Origin of the sequence: Adhaeribacter pallidiroseus (assembly GCF_003340495.1) — a bacterium.
GTDB lineage: Bacteria > Bacteroidota > Bacteroidia > Cytophagales > Hymenobacteraceae > Adhaeribacter > Adhaeribacter pallidiroseus.
The window spans coordinates 3,296,165-3,314,106 of record NZ_QASA01000001.1 but is presented as its reverse complement, the minus strand read 5'-3'; the positions used below and the strand labels follow the sequence as shown (position 1 = coordinate 3,314,106).

The following is a 17,942-nucleotide window of genomic DNA, read 5'->3' as shown; positions in this document are numbered from 1 at the left end:
GTTGTGGAATTAAAAGATTTAATTTACCAGATACCAATATAGTATTAAAAGCATTTTCATCAACTTAAACCCGTTTACATGGAGAACATTGTTTACCTGATTCCGGCTTTCGGAGTGATTGCCTTACTGTATACTTTTGTAAAATCGGCTTGGGTGAGTCGGCAGGATTCTGGCGACGCCAAAATGTCGACGATTGCTAAATACATTGCAGAAGGAGCCATGGCTTTTCTGCAAGCCGAATACAAAGTCTTAACTTATTTTGTTGTTATTGCTTGTCTTTTTTTAGGTTACCTGGGCACCGTGGGCGAAAATTCTTCGCCCGTAATAGTGGTGGCTTTTATTATTGGGGCCTTTTTTTCGGCTCTAGCGGGTTTTATCGGGATGCGCATTGCTACCAAGGCTAACGTACGCACTGCCCAGGCCGCCCGAACCAGTTTATCCCGTGCCTTAGATGTCTCGTTTGGGGGAGGTGCCGTTATGGGAATGGGGGTTGCTGGATTGGCTGTTCTGGGTTTAGGTGGTTTGTTTATCGTGTTTAAAGCTATGTTCGTGGGCGATACGTACAATGCCGAAGAAATGGAACGGGCCCTGGAAGTTTTAACCGGCTTTTCACTCGGAGCCGAAAGTATTGCTTTGTTTGCCCGGGTAGGGGGCGGTATTTACACCAAAGCCGCCGACGTAGGCGCGGATTTAGTAGGTAAAGTAGAAGCCGGCATTCCCGAAGATGATCCGCGGAACCCCGCCACCATTGCGGATAACGTAGGCGATAACGTGGGCGACGTTGCCGGTATGGGCGCCGATTTATTTGGGTCGTACGTAGCTACTATTCTGGCTACGATGGTACTGGGTCGCGAAATTACCGTTACGGATAATTTTGGGGGTATTTCGCCTATTTTGTTGCCCATGGTGATTGCGGGCTTGGGTATTATATTTTCCATGATCGGGACTTTATTTGTAAAAGTAAAAGAAGGAGGCGACGTACAACGAGCATTGAATTTAGGTAACTGGTCATCAGTAATACTAACCGCGGTAGCTTCTTATTTTGTTATTAATTTTATACTGCCGGAAGAATCTTTAAACTTACGCGGGTTTGAATTTAGCCGGATAGATGTTTTTTACGCCGTTTTGGTGGGTTTAGTGGTAGGTACGTTAATGAGCATTATCACGGAGTATTATACCGCTATGGGCAAGCGTCCGGTAATGAGTATTGTGCGCCAGAGCAGCACCGGCCACGCCACTACCGTGATCGGCGGTTTAGCCGTAGGTATGGAATCTACGGTATTGCCCATCCTGGTGCTGGCTGGTGGTATTATTTTATCTTACGAAGCAGCGGGTTTATATGGCGTGGCCATTGCGGCCGCTGGTATGATGGCTACTACCGCCATGCAATTAGCGATTGATGCTTTTGGGCCCATTGCCGACAACGCCGGCGGTATTGCCGAAATGAGCGAATTACCCAAGGAAGTGCGCGAACGCACCGATATTCTGGATGCGGTAGGTAATACCACCGCCGCTACCGGTAAAGGTTTTGCCATTGCTTCGGCGGCGCTTACGTCGCTGGCTTTGTTTGCTGCTTTTATGGGTACTGCCAATATTACGGTTATTGATATATCCAACGCTCGCGTGTTAGCCGGTTTATTTGTAGGAGGTATGATTCCGTTTATTTTTTCGGCCTTGGCTATTTCGGCGGTAGGCCGGGCCGCTATGGCCATGGTGGAAGAAGTACGCCGCCAGTTTCGCGAAATACCCGGCATTATGGAAGGTACCGGCAAACCGGAATACGATAAATGCGTGGCTATTTCTACTAAGGCGGCTATCCGGGAAATGATGTTACCGGGCGCTATTGCTTTGATTGTTCCCATTGTAATTGGCTTTACTTTTGGGCCGGAAGTACTAGGCGGTTTACTGGCTGGTGTAACTGTGTCTGGGGTATTAATGGCGATGTTTCAATCAAATGCCGGCGGTGCCTGGGATAACGCCAAAAAATCGTTTGAAAAAGGGGTAATGATTAATGGTAAAATGGAATACAAAGGCTCGGATGCGCACAAAGCCTCCGTAACCGGCGATACGGTAGGTGATCCGTTTAAAGATACTTCTGGCCCTTCTATGAACATTCTCATTAAACTGATGTCGATTGTTTCGCTGGTAATTGCGCCGCATATTGCCGTTCATAACCATGAATCAACTCCGGCTTTAAACCACGAACAAATAAAAGAACAAACTATAATGCCGACAACTTCTACCGTTAAGCCCGGGAATCAGGTAATGTACACGGCATTGCGGTAGAAAAGATAAATTTTAAAAAAACTGATTCGAAGGCCCTTAAATTTTAAGGGCTTTCTTTTTGCAAAAAGCTTTACCTTTATTTTAATTTTTAAGCTGGGTCATTTAAAAATTAAATAGCTGATTTTTTAAAATTTTCGTTTTTTCAGCCTTATATTTTACTTGCAGCCTATAAAGCAGTTACTATTTTTAAATTTAATAAGGCATATTTTTAACCTGTAACTTGCAACCTGAAACCTGCAACTAACTATGAGCGCCACTACTGTTCAACTGCACGATAAAGAATTCGAAATTTACTTACAGGAAACCCAAATTAAAGTGGCAATCGAAAAGTTGGCTGCTCGTATTAACGAAGACTACACTGGTAAAAGGCCGCTCTTTCTGGCTGTACTCAATGGTTCTTTTATGTTTGCTTCTGATTTAATGAAAGAGGTAACTATTTCCTGCGAAATTTCTTTTATAAAACTAGCCTCGTATCAAAATACCCAAAGTACCGGCACCGTAAAAGAACTGGTGGGTTTAAATGAAGAATTAACGGGTCGTGATATTCTTATTTTGGAAGATATTGTGGATACCGGGCATACCGTACACGTGCTTTTGGAGAAGTTACAGGAGCATACCACTGCTTCCGTTGAAATTGCGAGTTTGCTTTTAAAGCCGGCTTGTTTGCAGCATAACTTGCAGATCAAATACGCTGCTCTTTCTATTCCGAATGATTTTGTAGTAGGTTATGGTTTAGATTACAATGGCTTAGGTCGTAACTTACGCCACATTTATAAACTAAAAGACTAAATTTTTCGGCATAAAATATTCCCGAAAGCTGAATTCCTGAGCTAGGTATCTTTTGTGATTCAATTTTATTTGTACTTTTGAGTATAAAAATTTCATTCAAGCATGTTAAATATTGTTTTATTTGGCCCTCCCGGCGCTGGCAAAGGAACGCAAAGTCAGAAGTTAATTGATACGTATTCATTGATTCACCTGTCGACGGGTGATTTACTCCGATCCGAAATCGCGGCCGGAACCGAGTTGGGTTTGCGGGCCAAAACGCTCATGGACCAGGGGATTTTGGTGCCCGACGAAGTAGTAATCGGAATGATTGATACCAAATTAAAAGAAAATAGAAATGCGGCTGGTTTTATCTTCGATGGTTTTCCCCGCACGGTAAAGCAAGCCGAAAGCCTGGATAGTTTGTTGGATCAAAATAATACCGCTATCAGCGGCATGATTGCCCTGGAAGTAAACGAAGAAGAATTAACCAAACGGCTGCTCCTCCGGGGACAAACTTCGGGCCGGCCCGACGACCAAAACGAAGAATTGGTACGGAAACGCGTACAGGAATATAATACTAAAACTGCTCCGGTTGCTGGTTATTACGCCAATCAAGGTAAATACCACGCTATAAACGGTATCGGCGAAATAGAAGAAATCTTTACCGAAATCTGCGAAATTATTGACTCGTACGCTACGCAGCTGAATGCATAACTAGTCGCTAGCCGATTGTTCATGGTCCATAAACTATCTTGGACAGCAATATTCGAAAACTTATTGGCAAATCGAATTTATTTCTTGCGCCAAAAACAGAGACTTAAGTATAGGAACGGAATACCAAAAGAGTAAGTAACTTCAGCCTCATTTTTTAAATTTTGCCTTAACCAAGTGCTTCTTTCTTAACCAAAATTTAAAAAACTTACAAAGCAAGCGCTATACAGGTTTTAAAATTAGGCCTTTACTGAACCACTTTTAGAACGCCGCAGTTATTACGGATTAGTACCGAATAATTGTAATTCTAAACTTACTTAACTCCTGTCGTGGTCTATTAACCATGAACTGGGGACCAAAAACCAACTTGTGGCTACATCTAATTTTATTGATTACGTTAAAATCTGCTGCCGTTCCGGACACGGTGGGCCGGGCTCTTCCCATTTGTTCCGGGATAAGAAAAACGCTAAAGGTGGACCCGATGGGGGCGATGGCGGCCGGGGCGGCCACATTATTTTAAGAGGCAATGCCCAACTCTGGACTTTGCTGCATCTGCAATACCAGAAACATGTTATAGCCAAGCACGGCGAAAGCGGCAGTAAAGATACTTCTACCGGTGCTAACGGCGACGATGTTATTTTGGAAGTGCCTATTGGAACCATTGCTCGGGATGCCGAAACGGGCGGAGTAAAAACCGAAATAACCGAAGACGGTCAAACCATTATTTTAACGCCGGGTGGCCGGGGTGGTTTGGGAAATGCGCATTTTAAATCGCCTACTAACCAAACACCGCGTTACGCCCAACCTGGCGAACCCGGCCTGGAAGAATGGGTTATCCTGGAATTAAAGCTCCTGGCCGACGTAGGTTTAGTAGGCTTCCCGAATGCAGGAAAATCTACGTTATTGTCAGTGGTTTCGGCGGCTAAGCCTAAAATTGCTAATTATCCTTTTACTACCCTGGTTCCTAATCTGGGCGTCGTGGCGTACCGCGATTATAAATCGTTCGTAATGGCCGATATTCCGGGAATTATTGAAGGTGCTTCCGAAGGAAAAGGATTAGGCTTGCGTTTTCTGCGCCACATTGAGCGTAACTCTATCTTGTTATTTATGATTTCGGCCGAAAGTGCCGATATAGCCAATGAATACCGGATTTTACTAAATGAACTGGAAACGTTTAACCCGGAACTTCTGGAGAAAAAACGTTTATTGGCTATTACCAAATCGGATTTGCTCGACGAAGAATTAGAAACTGAAATCCGGGCTACATTGCCACCCCATGTACCTTCCGTTTTTATTTCCAGTATTACGCAAAAAAATATTCAGGTTTTAAAAGATATCATCTGGCAGGCGCTTACCGTAGCGTAAAATTTTGTTTGCACGGAATTAAAAACTAGAAATTTTCATTTAACAGAAAAGTAACCGAAGCGGTTTACGTGCCAGTTTGTCATAAAATGGCTTTGGCAGATAAATTGTTACGTTCCTATCAAACACAACAGGAAGAATAATTAAGCTATGTCAGCGGATAAAAATACGAACTACGAAGCCGAAGATTTTGAAAGTGTAACCGAAGCTGGTTTACCCGAAGATACCAATTCTGCCCAACCCGATACTCCAGCCGAAGAGGAAAAAGTAAATGGCCAGGCAAGTAAATCAGAATCGGAGATAAATGATTTAAAAGATAAGTACCTGCGTTTATATTCTGAGTTTGATAACTACAAGCGCCGCACGTCTAAAGAGCGCCTGGATTTATTAAAAACAGCCAACCAGGAAATGGTAGTGGCGTTGCTGCCGGTACTCGATGATTTTGAGCGCGCACGCCAGGCCATGGACTCGGCCCAGGACGTAGATGGTGTAAAAGCCGGCGTGGAGTTAATTTACAATAAGCTGCAATCTATTATGCAGCAAAAAGGATTAAAGCCAATGGAGGCTGTAGGGCAGTCTTTTGATGCCGACTTGCACGAAGCCATCACGCAAATTCCGGCTCCGGATGAAACGCAAAAAGGTAAAGTAATAGATCAGGTTGAAAAAGGATATTACCTGAACGATAAAGTAATTCGCTTCGCGAAAGTTATTATAGGAGCATAGGCCATGGCTAAGAGAGATTATTATGAGGTATTAGGAGTAAGCAAGAGCGCCAGTGCCGACGAAATTAAAAAAGCGTACCGCAAAATTGCTATTAAATTTCACCCGGACAAGAACCCGGATGATCCTACGGCCGAAGACAAATTTAAAGAAGCCGCCGAAGCTTACGAGATCCTAAGCGACCAGGAAAAGCGTGGCCGCTACGACCAGTATGGTCACCAAGGGGTAAATGGCGGCGGTGGTTACGGCCACATGAACATGGAAGATATTTTCTCTCAATTCGGCGATATTTTTGGCAATGGCAGCGGCAGCCCCTTTGACTCGTTCTTTGGAGGCGGCGGAGGCGGTGGGCGCCGGGTGCGAAAAGGTACCAACCTCCGCATTAAGTTAAAGCTTGACTTAGAAGAAATTGCCAACGGCGTTGAGAAAAAGATAAAAGTAAAACGGTACGTGGCTTGTAATACCTGCGGCGGTAACGGGGCTAAAAATGGCACCGCGCTGCAAACCTGTAGTGGTTGCCAGGGCACTGGCCAGGTTAAAAAGGTAGTGAATACCATGCTGGGCCAAATGGTATCTACTTCTACCTGCCCCGTATGCGATGGCGAAGGTAAAAAAGTTAGCCAAAATTGCGAGGTTTGCCAAGGCGAAGGCCGCAAGTTAAAAGAAGAGGTAATTGCCATTAATGTACCGGCTGGTGTTGGCGATGGCATGCAACTATCCATGAGTGGCAAAGGCAACGTACCGCAACGCGGCGGCATTGCCGGGGACTTACTGATTCAGATTGAAGAAGAGGCGCACCCGTTACTGAAACGCGAAGGCAACAACGTGGTGTTTGAGCAATACATTAGTTTCGTGGATGCGGTGCTGGGCGCTAATATTGAAGTACCAACCATTGAAGGTAAAGTAAAAATTAAAATTGACCCCGGTACCCAAGGCGGAAAAATTTTGCGTTTGCGCGGCAAAGGCATTAAAGACATTAACGGCTACGGCAAAGGCGACCAGTTGATTCATATCAATGTCTGGACGCCGAAAAACGTTTCCAGCGACGAGCGCCAGATTTTAGAAAAACTGCGTAGTTCCGATAATTTTGTGCCTAACCCCGGTAAAAACGAAAAAGGCTTCTTCGAGAAGATGAAAGAATATTTCCAATAGCATTTTAGAAGTAAAAGCTTTATATTAGCTGAAACAAAAATTAAAGGCCGCTTCTTTCCGGAAGGGGCCTTTAATTTTTTAAATTTAGAAGCCCACCCTAGGTTTAAACGTTATTCCGGCTTGTGTATCCAACCGGAAAGGCTAAATTTGAAAATAAAACCTATCACCTTGAGCATACTCAAAATTGCCGGAGTCAGTAAAAAGTACGCGAACCATCTGGCCTTGCAGGACATTACTTTTGAAATTCCCACGGGTTGTATTTTTGGATTACTAGGGCCTAACGGAGCTGGCAAAACTTCCCTCATCCGGATTATTACCCAAATTACGGGTGCCGACACCGGGCAGGTTTTTTTCAAAGAAGAACCGCTCCATCCCAAACACATCCGGTCGATCGGTTATTTGCCGGAAGAACGCGGATTGTACAAAAAAATGAAAGTAGGGGAGCAGTTGCTTTATTTAGCCCAGTTAAAAGGCTTATCAAAAGCCGAGGCAACTGAAAAAATTAAAAAATGGGTCGATAAACTGGAAATCCGTTCGTGGCTCAGTAAAACCATCGAAGATTTATCGAAAGGCATGCAGCAAAAAGTGCAGTTTATTGCTACCGTTATGCATCAACCCGAGCTAATTATTCTGGACGAACCTTTTTCGGGCTTCGACCCGATCAATGCCAACGTCATTAAAGATGAAATTTTGGCGCTTCGGGAAGCTGGTTCTACCATTATTTTTTCGACGCATCGCATGGAATCCGTAGAAGAGTTGTGCGATAATATTGCTTTAATTAATCGCTCGCGCATGATTTTAAATGGCCGGGTCAAGGAAATTAAAAATACTTATAAATCAAATACGTACTTTATCGAAGGCAAAGGCCGGTTGATGATTATGTCGCCGGATTTTAAAGTGTTAGAGCAAAAGCAAACCGGCGACTTTTTCCGGGCCAGCATACAATTGCTGCACCACGTTACCCCGAACCATTTGCTGCGTTACCTGCTCGATCGGGTAGAAATACACGCTTTACAAGAACAAGTACCCAGTATTAACGACATTTTTATTAAACAGGTAAAAGAAAATCAGGATGCATAAAATCTGGCTCATTATTCAGCGCGAATACCTCGTACGGGTACGGAAAAAAAGTTTTATCGTCATGACCTTACTCGGCCCTTTGCTACTGGCCTCCATTATGGTGGTGCCCATTTGGTTGGCTACGGTCTCCGATACCACTGATACCATTGAAGTGCTCGACGAAAGCGGCAAATTTACCAATGCTTTTAAAAATAACGCCGAAACCAAGTACATCCAGGTAAGTGGTTCCTTAGAGCAACAGAAAGCGGCTTTTTTAAAAACGGATTATACCGCGCTGTTATATATTCCCCCATTAAATTTAGATAATCCGGAAGGTATCCGGCTTTATTCTAAAACAAACCTGGGTATAACCAAGCTGGCTCAATTGGAAAATGTTTTAAAAAAAGAAGTAGAAACCTTAAAGTTCAAGCAGTCGGGTATTGATCGGGAGGTGCTGGAAAAAATGAAAACCGACGTGACTATCAGTACCATGAACCTATCCGAGAGTGGGGAACAAAACAATAATACCATGGTTACGACGGCGGCCGGGTACCTGGGCGCCATCCTGATTTACATGTTTATTTTTATTTACGGCGTGCAGATTATGCGGGGCGTAATCGAAGAAAAAACCAGCCGCATTGTAGAAGTAATTATCTCGTCGGTGAAGCCTTTTCAATTAATGGCGGGTAAAATTATTGGTATTGCGGCAGTAGGTCTCACCCAATTTCTGCTCTGGATTATTTTATCATCGGCCGTAACCACGGTTGTCTCCTCCCGGTTTGAAGTAGATCGTTTCTCGAACGATCGGATTAGTGAAACCTTAAAATCGAGCAAAGATCCCAGTCAGGCCATGGAAATGAATAACATGCTCAGCGCCCTGGATAATTTAAATATTCCGAAACTACTTTTTTGTTTTGTATTTTATTTTCTGGGTGGATATTTATTGTACGGCGCTTTATTTGGGGCCGTAGGTTCGGCGGTAGATAACGAAACCGATACGCAGCAATTTATGCTGCCCATTACCATCCCGCTGGTGTTATCGTTTATTGTAGCGCAAACGGTAATTATTAAAAATCCGGATGGGCCGGTGGCTTTTTGGATGTCGATGATCCCGTTTACTTCGCCCATTGCCATGATGCTACGCTTGCCTTTTGGGGTGCCTACCTGGCAGGTTTTATTATCGATGCTGTTGCTGATACTGGGTTTTATTTGCACCACCTGGATTGCCGCCCGCATTTACCGGGTAGGTATTTTATTATACGGGAAAAAGCCGACTTACCGGGAGTTATCCAAATGGTTGTTTTATAAAGTCTGATAATTTTGGGAAGAATGGTGGATTTAACTGTATTTGCTATTAATTTTTAAATTTTGATTAATTACAACCCTAAAGACTGGTTTACCTTTATTTTCCGGTTTTCGCGGGCTGATACTTTCCGGAAACTGTTGCCCTTGATGTTGGCCGTAAGTGCCTACGCTGCGGTTATTGCTTACCTGGAACTTAATTTTATCAGCGTTAATGATTCGCAAAATTTGCGCAACGTAGGCATGATGCACAATGTGCTGGGATTTGTTATTTCGCTGTTATTGGTTTTCCGAACTAATACGGCTTACGATCGCTGGTGGGAAGGGCGGAAGATTTGGGGCGGACTTACCAATAGTTCCCGGAATTTAGCTATGAAGCTGGCAGCCTTTATTTCGGACGAAAGTGATAAACAGTTCTTCCGGAAAATGATTCCTAATTACGCTTTCGCCTTAAAGAATTTACTCCGCGAAAATGAAGATTACTACGAACTCGATCCGGTATTGGATTTAAAACCGGGCAAGCACGTACCTAATCAAATTGCGGCTAGCATGTACCAGCGGGTTAATGATTTATTTAAAAATAACAAAGTAACCGATGCGCAGCTGTGGATTTTAAACGAAGGAGTAAGAGCCTTTACCGATTATTGCGGTGCCTGTGAACGTATAAAAAATACGCCTATCCCATTTACCTACAGCGTATTTATTAAAAAATTCGTGTTTTTTTACGTGATGACTTTACCGTTTGGTTGGGTATTTAGTTTGGGGTATTACATTGTGCCAGTGGTGGTTTTAATTCTTTACGCTTTAGCCAGCTTAGAACTTATCGCCGAAGAAATTGAAAATCCTTTTGGTACCGATGCCAATGATCTGCCCATCGATCAAATTTGCTTAAATATCCGGAAACACGTGGGCGAATTACTACCTTAGAATATAGCTACCGGTATAAACAAAAAGCCACCAAACGGTAGCTTTTTTTAAATTTTTTTATTTTAATCCGGCACTACGAAGAAAAACTACTACCGCAGCCACAGGTACTGGTGGCCTGTGGATTGTTAAAGGTAAAACCCCGGGCATTCAGACCATCCTGAAAGTCAATCAGCATGCCCATTACGTACATACCGTGCTTTTTATCCATAATTAACTGAATGCCATCTATCTCGTAAGCTTCATCGCTATCTTTCTTTTTATCAAATCCTAACAAGTAAGACATGCCGGAGCAGCCGCCACCTTGTACGCCCACGCGCAACCCATAATCGGCGGGTACGTTCTTATCCTGCATAATGGCTTTTACTTCGGCCAAGGCTTTAGGAGTAATGGTAATAGGTGCAATTTTATTAAAGGTGGTAGTTGCCATAGAAGTCAGTAAATAAATAATTCTCAAAAATAACTAATAATCCCTATTATTGTTTCGCAGAATTGATGTAATCCAATAACAGGGGGCCATCCGAAATGATTCCGGTGGTTTAGGTAATTGGTTTATCCTACTTATGATTTTAAAAATTTATGCAGGAGTATATTTTTGATTTATTAAAGTTAGTAGTTCCCGCGGCCTTGGTGCTGCTGGGTATGTATCTGGTTATAAAAGCATACCTGGATAAAGAAACGCAACGCCGGGTATTAGATGTAAGATTAAAAAATACCGAAATTGTTTTACCCATCCGGTTGCAAGCTTACGAACGTATTTGTCTGCTTCTGGAGCGCATTGCCCCCAGCAATTTATTAATTCGGGTAAGTCCGGCTGGGCAAAATGCGGTAGAGTTTCAATACACGCTCCTGGCCGAAATCCGGAGTGAGTTTAGCCATAATGTGTCGCAGCAGGTGTACATGAGCGAAGCGGCCTGGGAACAGGTAAAACAAGCCAAAGAAGATGTAGTTACCATGGTGAACAAAGCTTTCCACGAGCTGCCCGAAAATGCCAAAGGTACCGATTTGGCCAAACGAATACTGGAAACCGTTATTGCCCAAAATAGCGATCCTACCGATCCGGCCTTAAGCTTTATTAAGAGAGAAATTGTGCAGGTTTTTTAAATTTTGGACTTTCTCAAAAATGAATTGTCAATAAAGACACTAACAATGGCTGGTGCCACCGTTTGTGAAGACACAAACGGCTTTTTTGCGAATAGTCTGTACGTGTAAGCCTCCGGATTTGTTTTATTGAAATTTACTAATACTACCCGTAAAGTTCTTGCAATTTATAAATTAAAGCTTGTACCTGGGCCAGCGTGTGCGCCGGGAAATTAGCAATCCGGATTTGCGTGTCTTTGTAACTACCGTAGCCACTCCCTACTACCATATCAAAAGGAGCCAGTTTTTTAATTACTTCCGCCGAAGAAACCTGCGTATTGGCAATAACAGTGGTTTGCGACTGTTGCGCCGGGTTTGTTACTGCTGCGCTAAAAGTTTGGCTAATAGCCAGGTAATCATAAATAAGCTTGGCCTTAGCTTCGGTCTCCTGCCGAATGTTGGCGATACCGTGATGGTTCATTTCTTCCACTACTTTACCCAGCAGGTAAATAGCCAGTACATTAGGGGTTTCCGGATTCTGGTAAGCCCGGGCTTTGCTTAATAAGGCCGGTATGCTGTGGTAAGAACCAATGGATAAACCTTGATTTTTTAAATTTTCCGCTTTTGCGACGCACCGGTCGTTCACTAGCCAGATACCTAAACCGGCCGGTAAACCAAAACCTTTCTGCACCGAAAAATATACAGAATCTATTCGCTCAAAATCAAAATCGGGGTAAGGCGCTGTAGAAACCGCATCTACATAAATTAACGTTTCCGGGTTTAATTTAGCGCGCAGTTTATTAATCTCGTTCACCGGGGTGCTTACCCCGGAACTGGTTTCGTTTTGCACGACCGCTACCAGTTCGGTAGTAGCCGAAATTTCTAATTCTTCTATCGGGAAACCTTGGCCGAAGGCCACTTCGTGCTTGGTAGCCTGGCGGCCTAATTCCAAGGATATTTCGTAAAAGCGTTTGGAAAAAGACCCATTTACCAGGTGAAAGCTTTCCCGTTCCACGTTATTCTGAATGGCCCGCTCCCAGACTTCGTTCGCCGAAGCCACAAACAGAATATCCCAATTATCCGGCAGTTGCAGTAAAGCTCGTAAACCAGTTACGGCGTGGGCGTAAATATCTTTAAACTGCTGACTCCGGTGCGAAATAGAACCAATCTTGTTGGCCATAGCCGTAGCCATGTGCGCCGCCACAGTCGGGTACAATTCAGAAGGCCCCGGGGTAAAGTATATTTTGTTGTTCATTTTTTGGTTGAAAGGTTGGAAAGTTGCAAGGTTAGAAGGTTGAAAAGTTTCAAAGTTGGAAAGTTGCAAGGTTGTAAAGGTTAAAACTTGATTTTAATTATGCATCACATTATAACTCCTTAACAATAACCTTTTAATTTTTCAACCTTCTAACCTTGCAACTTTCTAACCTTTCAACCCATTAATAAAGCACCCTAAATTTAATCGTGTTGGCGATGTTGCGGAGATCGCCGATCAGGTTTTTATCGTAAGCTTTGTCGATGTCGGTGATGACGTAGCCGATGTTCTCGTTGGTTTTTAAATATTGTCCCAGAATGTTCACGTGGTGGTTGGCCAGTACGTTGTTGATGTTCGCTAACACACCCGGTACGTTATCGTGCACGTGAATAAGACGGTGCGCATTTTTTAATTCTGGTAACTGAATGTTCGGGAAATTAACGCTTTGGTAAGTATTGCCGCTGTTGATATACTCCATAATCCGGTTTGGAACAAAGTTGGCAATGTTGGCCTGCGCTTCGGAAGTACTGCCACCAATGTGCGGGGTTAAAATAACATTGGGTAATCCGCGCAGCTCATTCACAAATTCTTCGGCGTTGTTGGCGGGCTCGTACGGAAACACGTCTACGGCGGCGCCAATTATTTTGCCGGATTTTATATTTTTCACTAAACTTGGAATATCTACTAAATGGCCCCGGCTTAAATTCAGGAAAATAACGCCGTCTTTCATGGCTTCAAACTCCGCCGGACCAAACAAATCTTTGTTGCTGGCGCGACCATCTACGTGCAACGTAATAATATCGGCTACACTTAATAACTGCTTTAGAGAACTGCATTTTTTAGCGTTACCGAGTTGTAGTTTTTCGACCATGTCGTAGTAGTACACTTCCATGCCCATAGCTTCGGCGAGTACCGATAGCTGGGAGCCGATGTTGCCGTAACCCACGATACCCAGTTTTTTACCCCGCACCTCAAAGCTGTTATGCGCCGATTTGTCCCATTTGCCCTGGTGCATTTTCTCGCTTTTGTTCGGAATGTTTCGGGAAAGCATGATGATTTCGCCAATGGCCAGTTCTACCACGCTACGGGTGTTGCTGTATGGGGCATTAAAGGCCGCAATGCCGGCTTTGGCGCAAGCCTTTAAATCAATCTGGTTGGTACCAATGCAAAAGGCACCTACGGCCATTAATTTGTTGGCGCTTTCAATTACTTTTTGCGTTACTTGCGTTTTAGACCGGATACCCAGAATCGATACATTTTTTACTTTTTCGCACAGTTGCTCTTCGTTTAAAGCCGTGCTCATAATTTCTACCTGGTAACCTTCCTGCTTAAATAAGCGCACGGCTTCCGGGTGAATATTTTCCAGGAGCAATACGCTGATCCGGTTTTTCGGGTAGGAGATCGCCATCGGGAGTTTGTTCTGGTACAAGAACTCATCGAAGCTAGGTGCAATATGTTCGGCTTTGGCTACTACAGCCTCCCGCGATACGTTTTCGGTGAAGGCAAAGAATTTATTAGCCAGGCCCGCTTCCTTAATTTCGTAATCCGTGTACCCATCGCCAACCACGTACACATCGCCTTGCAGAGCCAGGTTTTCTAATAGTTTAATTTTGCCTTTGTCGCGGCATAATACGTTCTCCTGGTCGAATCCCACAATATTGTCATTCTCGTCGTATACAAAGGTATTGGCGTAAATATTTTCTTCTTTAATGCCGTACTCCGTAACAATGGGCGTAATAAATTCTTTAAAGCCGCTGGAGACAATTAAAATCTGATCGGCAAAGGCAGTGAAAAATTCTTTGTTGCGGCGAATAGAATCCGATACTTTGGTTTTAAGCGTAGCAATGAGCGGAGTTAAATGCTTTTTATTAGCTTTTAATAGCAGTAAACGCTGGGTTAAACCTTCGGTAAAAGAACTACGGCCATCCATGGCACTGTTCGTTAAATTTTTAATTTCCTCTAAAATCTGCGCTTTTTCTTCGTAGTCTTTCAGCGAAATTTCTCCTAGTTCATCCAGGGCTTCTACTTGCGTAAACGTGCTATCAAAATCTATTATAAAGAATTTATCTTTGATCATGGCCATTAAGGAAATAAAATAAAATTAAAGCCAAAGTTGAAAAATTTTTACAGTTTACCGAAACGATAATTGGCTTTATTCTAAAAATTAGAAATCAACGTGTTATTGGCGCTTCTAAGTAATCTTTTTTAAAAAATATTTAAAAAACAAGATAAAATCTGGTCTTCTGTTGAATACAATTAAGCAAGTAAATACAATCGATTGGTAGGTAAATAAAAAAAGCATAAATCAGGAAACCACTTTCGTTACTTTACCTTCCGGCGGATTCTCGATGCACTGTTTATAAGCCCGGGCAATTTGGCGGTATTTTTCAGAAGGCAAATGTAATTCATCAAACCAATTATGAAAGGTAGGAGCTGTGCCGCGGCAATCTACGTGGTACACCTGTTTAAATTGCTGGGCTAGTTCTATAAACAATACATTTACTTCAAAAATAAGCGCTTTTATAATTTGCCGGCTTATTTTCTCGTTCCGGATGCCTTTAATCATCAGCGGCCGTTTTAACCATTGGCCCGAATTTATAAACCAGTTTAATAGCGGTTGCAACTGGTACCATCTTTCCCAGCGGTATTTATAAGTGGGCAAGGCATAATCGTAACCCTGCGTGATGATCTGCATTTTGTAAAATTTACCGGAGCTGCAAAGCCCTTGAAAAAGTTTATAATACTGCGCCTTTAACAACCAGATAAATGAATAAAAATCTTTGGTGAGGTAACGGTAACCTACCCGAATATCCGTTTTATCTGTTTCCGGCTCCTGGGCCAGCAGTCGATCTATCTCGTATGGCGACCGCATCGGCCCTTTTGCTTCCGCATCCACCATAATGGCCAGGCGATTCGCGCTGAGTAAATCGTTACCGCCACCGCTAATTAAAAATACGTCGGGCCGGTGAATAGATAATTCTTCGATGTATTTTTCATCGTACAAAATATTGGTAAACCAATCGCCGCCGTAGGCCAGGCTGTACACGGCAAAGTTCGGGTCGGTACGTAACCAATCTACAATGTCTTTAATTATAATGGGGAACTGAAACCAGGAATCACCTTCGGCCACAATAATTTTGCGTTCGGGGCAAGAAAGATCGCGAAAGCCTTTGCGGATTAATCGATAGTATTGCCGGTGCCGGAAATAGGTGCTCAGCTTGTTTAGTAAACCAATAGCACCGGTGGTAGAGTTTGATTCCTGGCGGAGGGAAGTTTCGTTTAAATCAAAAATCCGTAGAAGCAGCTCTCGCAAATCATTAAAAGTTAATTGCAGTTCCGGGTTTACCAACAATTCAAAATCCGTTTGACTAAACTCCAGCGGATAAGCCGCTATTTTGTCGAGTAGTTTTTGTTTGGTTTGTAAGGTTGCTGCATCCGGTTTATTCATTTTTTAAAATTTTAGTTTTTGTAAAGCTATCAAATGATTCTAACCCGGGCTATCATTAAAAAACCTCACTGGTGGGTGAGGTATACGGATATGCGTTAACAATGAGCAAAACAATAATAATTTTAAAAAGGTTAAGCCATTTTTACTTTGTTAGGAGAAACACTCGGTTATTGCTAGTAAGCAGAAAATTAGAAATATCAGGGAACTTAGGACTGCTACCGCGTGCGTGTAATCGGATTGTTTTAAGAGTTTATAGGCTACATGAACATCGGTAATCCCTGCTTGATATTTTTCTCGGGAAAGATAAATTGCCTCGGCCGTAGCATAATCCTTTTTTTATAGGCCTGGTAAAAAGAATTTTTCCATAACCACCTATCCTGGCTTTTTTTAAAATTTGCTACACTACCTCTTAATTCTTCTTCACTTTCATTTTGGCCGGTAAATTTTAAAAAGTGCTTCATCTAATATATACCTTGGTAAAGTAATATATATTAGTTAAGTACATTTTGTTACCCTAAGTTATCCCTCTAAGGTTCCGTTTTAAGTGCCTCCGTTTAACTATTTCTTTGATAATTTCTCTGTAAAAAGGTTCAGGGCGTATATTATTAGTATTTTTGAAATTATTGGCTCAAGTATATTTATTATTAAAAAAGAGCAGTCCTAAGTTGCTCTTTTTTAAATAATCTATATTTATAACGTTCCTCTTTCAGGCAGTAAGAATAATAATTTTTAAGCGGTAGTGGTAACTTCCTGTAGCTGCTCGTTAATTACTTTCTGGTATACTTCTTCGTAGCGAGGTACAATTTTATCTACTTCAAACTCCCGGGCCCTAGCCAGTGCGTTCGCCCGGAACTGCGGCAAATTAGCGTCTTCCAGGATGTACAACGCATTTTTTACCATATCGTCTACGTCGCCGATATTGCTTACAAATCCGGTAATACCATCCAGGTTTAATTCGGGAATACCGCCGGCGTTAGTCGAAATTACGGGTACTTCGCAAGCCATAGCTTCCAGGGCCGCTAAACCAAAGCTTTCTTTTTCGGAAGGCATTAAAAATAAATCGCACACCGATAATACTTCTTCCACGGCATCGAGCTTGCCTAAAAAACGTACGTCGCCGCAAATCTTAAGCGTGCGGCAGAGTTTTTCCATTTTCTGGCGTTCCGGGCCGTCGCCGACTAGCAGCAATTTACTGGGTATTTTACGGCGCACTTTATCAAATATTTTTAAAACATCCTGCACCCGCTTCACCCCCCGGAAGTTAGAGGTATGCACCAGCAATTTTTCGCCGAAAGGTGCAATGGCCGCCCGGAAGTGTTCTTTATGTTGTTTTTGAAAACGTTCTAAATTAACGAAATTCGGAATAACCACAATTTCTTTTTCGACGGCAAAGTATTTATACGTTTCCTCGCGTAAGTCATTCGAAACCGCCGTTACACCATCTGATTGGTTAATGCTAAACGTTACTACGGGCTCGTAAGACGAATCTTTCCCCACCAACGTAATATCGGTACCGTGTAAGGTAGTAACTACCGGGATGTTGATGCCTTTGGTTTTTAAAATTTGTTTCGCCATAAAAGCCGCCGAAGCGTGCGGTATGGCATAATGCACGTGTAGAATATCCAGTTTTTCGAACTGCACAATATCTACCATTTTACTGGCCAGCGCCAGTTCGTAAGGAGCGTGCTGAAACAAAGGGTACGACGGAATATTTACTTCGTGGTAAAATACATTGGCGCTAAAAAAATCGAGCCGTACGGGTTGGCTGTAAGTAATAAAATGCACTTTATGACCTCTTATGGCCAAAGCGTTCCCCAGTTCCGTGGCTACCACGCCACTGCCACCAAAAGTAGGGTAACAAACAACTCCGATATTCAT

General features: G+C 42.9%; 15 protein-coding genes. 10 read left to right on the top strand and 5 right to left on the bottom strand.

From position 1 onward, the window contains the following. The first annotated feature begins 78 nt into the window (after nucleotides 1–78). The 9 genes from AHMF7616_RS13155 (at nucleotide 79) to AHMF7616_RS13115 (ending at nucleotide 10,287) form a co-directional block, all read left to right on the top strand. Nucleotides 79–2,286: a sodium-translocating pyrophosphatase gene (locus tag AHMF7616_RS13155; RefSeq protein WP_115373304.1), complete on the top strand. Its 2,208-nt coding sequence runs from the start codon at nucleotides 79–81 to the stop codon at nucleotides 2,284–2,286. A 246-nt stretch (nucleotides 2,287–2,532) separates the two neighbouring features. Then, entirely contained in the window at nucleotides 2,533–3,075 is a 543-nt protein-coding gene (hpt, locus tag AHMF7616_RS13150) for a hypoxanthine phosphoribosyltransferase (protein WP_115373303.1), read from the top strand. Nucleotides 3,076–3,177: 102 nt separating this feature from the next. Continuing rightward, nucleotides 3,178–3,768, top strand: a complete 591-nt coding sequence (locus AHMF7616_RS13145; RefSeq protein ID WP_115373302.1) for an adenylate kinase — start codon at nucleotides 3,178–3,180, stop codon at nucleotides 3,766–3,768. Between the two features lie 366 nt (nucleotides 3,769–4,134). Then, on the top strand, nucleotides 4,135–5,130 hold the full coding sequence (gene obgE / locus AHMF7616_RS13140) for a GTPase ObgE (protein WP_115373301.1): 996 nt from the start codon (nucleotides 4,135–4,137) through the stop codon (nucleotides 5,128–5,130). A gap of 147 nt (nucleotides 5,131–5,277) precedes the next feature. Next, complete coding sequence (locus AHMF7616_RS13135; RefSeq protein WP_115373300.1) at nucleotides 5,278–5,850, top strand: nucleotide exchange factor GrpE; 573 nt, start codon at nucleotides 5,278–5,280, stop codon at nucleotides 5,848–5,850. Nucleotides 5,851–5,853: 3 nt separating this feature from the next. Continuing rightward, nucleotides 5,854–6,999, top strand: coding sequence for a molecular chaperone DnaJ (dnaJ, locus tag AHMF7616_RS13130; protein ID WP_115373299.1), 1,146 nt, complete (start codon nucleotides 5,854–5,856; stop codon nucleotides 6,997–6,999). 168 nt (nucleotides 7,000–7,167) lie between these two features. Next, nucleotides 7,168–8,079, top strand: coding sequence for an ABC transporter ATP-binding protein (locus tag AHMF7616_RS13125; RefSeq protein ID WP_115373298.1), 912 nt, complete (start codon nucleotides 7,168–7,170; stop codon nucleotides 8,077–8,079). Next, the gene (locus AHMF7616_RS13120; RefSeq protein ID WP_115373297.1) at nucleotides 8,072–9,373 is read left to right on the top strand and encodes an ABC transporter permease; all 1,302 of its coding nucleotides are present in this window, start codon (nucleotides 8,072–8,074) and stop codon (nucleotides 9,371–9,373) included. The genes AHMF7616_RS13125 and AHMF7616_RS13120 overlap by 8 nt, the downstream gene beginning before the upstream one ends. A gap of 53 nt (nucleotides 9,374–9,426) precedes the next feature. After that, a complete protein-coding gene (locus AHMF7616_RS13115; protein ID WP_115373296.1) occupies nucleotides 9,427–10,287 on the top strand; it encodes a bestrophin family protein in 861 nt (286 codons plus the stop codon). 73 nt (nucleotides 10,288–10,360) lie between these two features. Here the strand turns inward: AHMF7616_RS13115 and AHMF7616_RS13110 are convergent, their stop codons facing one another. Then, nucleotides 10,361–10,714, bottom strand: coding sequence for a HesB/IscA family protein (locus AHMF7616_RS13110; protein ID WP_115373295.1), 354 nt, complete (start codon nucleotides 10,712–10,714; stop codon nucleotides 10,361–10,363). Between the two features lie 149 nt (nucleotides 10,715–10,863). On the opposite strand from AHMF7616_RS13110, the gene AHMF7616_RS13105 reads away from it, so the two are divergent. After that, the gene (locus tag AHMF7616_RS13105) at nucleotides 10,864–11,388 is read left to right on the top strand and encodes a DUF7935 family protein (RefSeq protein ID WP_115373294.1); all 525 of its coding nucleotides are present in this window, start codon (nucleotides 10,864–10,866) and stop codon (nucleotides 11,386–11,388) included. Nucleotides 11,389–11,530: 142 nt separating this feature from the next. On the opposite strand, the gene AHMF7616_RS13100 is transcribed toward AHMF7616_RS13105, so the two are convergent. The 4 genes from AHMF7616_RS13100 to bshA all read right to left on the bottom strand — a co-directional run bounded on the left by AHMF7616_RS13100 (nucleotide 11,531) and on the right by bshA (nucleotide 17,942). Then, complete coding sequence (locus tag AHMF7616_RS13100) at nucleotides 11,531–12,619, bottom strand: aminotransferase class V-fold PLP-dependent enzyme (protein WP_115375603.1); 1,089 nt, start codon at nucleotides 12,617–12,619, stop codon at nucleotides 11,531–11,533. 181 nt (nucleotides 12,620–12,800) lie between these two features. Continuing rightward, nucleotides 12,801–14,693 (bottom strand): phosphoglycerate dehydrogenase, encoded by a 1,893-nt coding sequence (gene serA / locus AHMF7616_RS13095; RefSeq protein ID WP_115375602.1) that lies wholly within the window; start codon nucleotides 14,691–14,693, stop codon nucleotides 12,801–12,803. A 228-nt stretch (nucleotides 14,694–14,921) separates the two neighbouring features. Next, nucleotides 14,922–16,064 carry an SGNH/GDSL hydrolase family protein gene (locus AHMF7616_RS13090; RefSeq protein ID WP_115373293.1) on the bottom strand — a complete coding sequence of 381 codons (1,143 nt, stop codon included), beginning with the start codon at nucleotides 16,062–16,064 and terminating at the stop codon, nucleotides 14,922–14,924. A 729-nt stretch (nucleotides 16,065–16,793) separates the two neighbouring features. Continuing rightward, nucleotides 16,794–17,942: an N-acetyl-alpha-D-glucosaminyl L-malate synthase BshA gene (gene bshA / locus AHMF7616_RS13080; protein ID WP_115373291.1), complete on the bottom strand. Its 1,149-nt coding sequence runs from the start codon at nucleotides 17,940–17,942 to the stop codon at nucleotides 16,794–16,796.

What these genes read in the sequence shown, in the direction of transcription:
- AHMF7616_RS13155 (WP_115373304.1), top strand. Translation starts at nt 79, where the DNA reads ATGGAGAACATTGTTTACCTGATTCCGGCTTTCGGAGTGATTGCCTTA.
- hpt (WP_115373303.1), top strand. Translation starts at nt 2,533, where the DNA reads ATGAGCGCCACTACTGTTCAACTGCACGATAAAGAATTCGAAATTTAC.
- AHMF7616_RS13145 (WP_115373302.1), top strand. Translation starts at nt 3,178, where the DNA reads ATGTTAAATATTGTTTTATTTGGCCCTCCCGGCGCTGGCAAAGGAACG.
- AHMF7616_RS13135 (WP_115373300.1), top strand. Translation starts at nt 5,278, where the DNA reads ATGTCAGCGGATAAAAATACGAACTACGAAGCCGAAGATTTTGAAAGT.
- dnaJ (WP_115373299.1), top strand. Translation starts at nt 5,854, where the DNA reads ATGGCTAAGAGAGATTATTATGAGGTATTAGGAGTAAGCAAGAGCGCC.
- AHMF7616_RS13120 (WP_115373297.1), top strand. Translation starts at nt 8,072, where the DNA reads ATGCATAAAATCTGGCTCATTATTCAGCGCGAATACCTCGTACGGGTA.
- AHMF7616_RS13110 (WP_115373295.1), bottom strand. Translation starts at nt 10,714, where the DNA reads ATGGCAACTACCACCTTTAATAAAATTGCACCTATTACCATTACTCCT.
- AHMF7616_RS13105 (WP_115373294.1), top strand. Translation starts at nt 10,864, where the DNA reads ATGCAGGAGTATATTTTTGATTTATTAAAGTTAGTAGTTCCCGCGGCC.
- AHMF7616_RS13100 (WP_115375603.1), bottom strand. Translation starts at nt 12,619, where the DNA reads ATGAACAACAAAATATACTTTACCCCGGGGCCTTCTGAATTGTACCCG.
- serA (WP_115375602.1), bottom strand. Translation starts at nt 14,693, where the DNA reads ATGATCAAAGATAAATTCTTTATAATAGATTTTGATAGCACGTTTACG.
- AHMF7616_RS13090 (WP_115373293.1), bottom strand. Translation starts at nt 16,064, where the DNA reads ATGAATAAACCGGATGCAGCAACCTTACAAACCAAACAAAAACTACTC.
- bshA (WP_115373291.1), bottom strand. Translation starts at nt 17,942, where the DNA reads ATGAATATCGGAGTTGTTTGTTACCCTACTTTTGGTGGCAGTGGCGTG.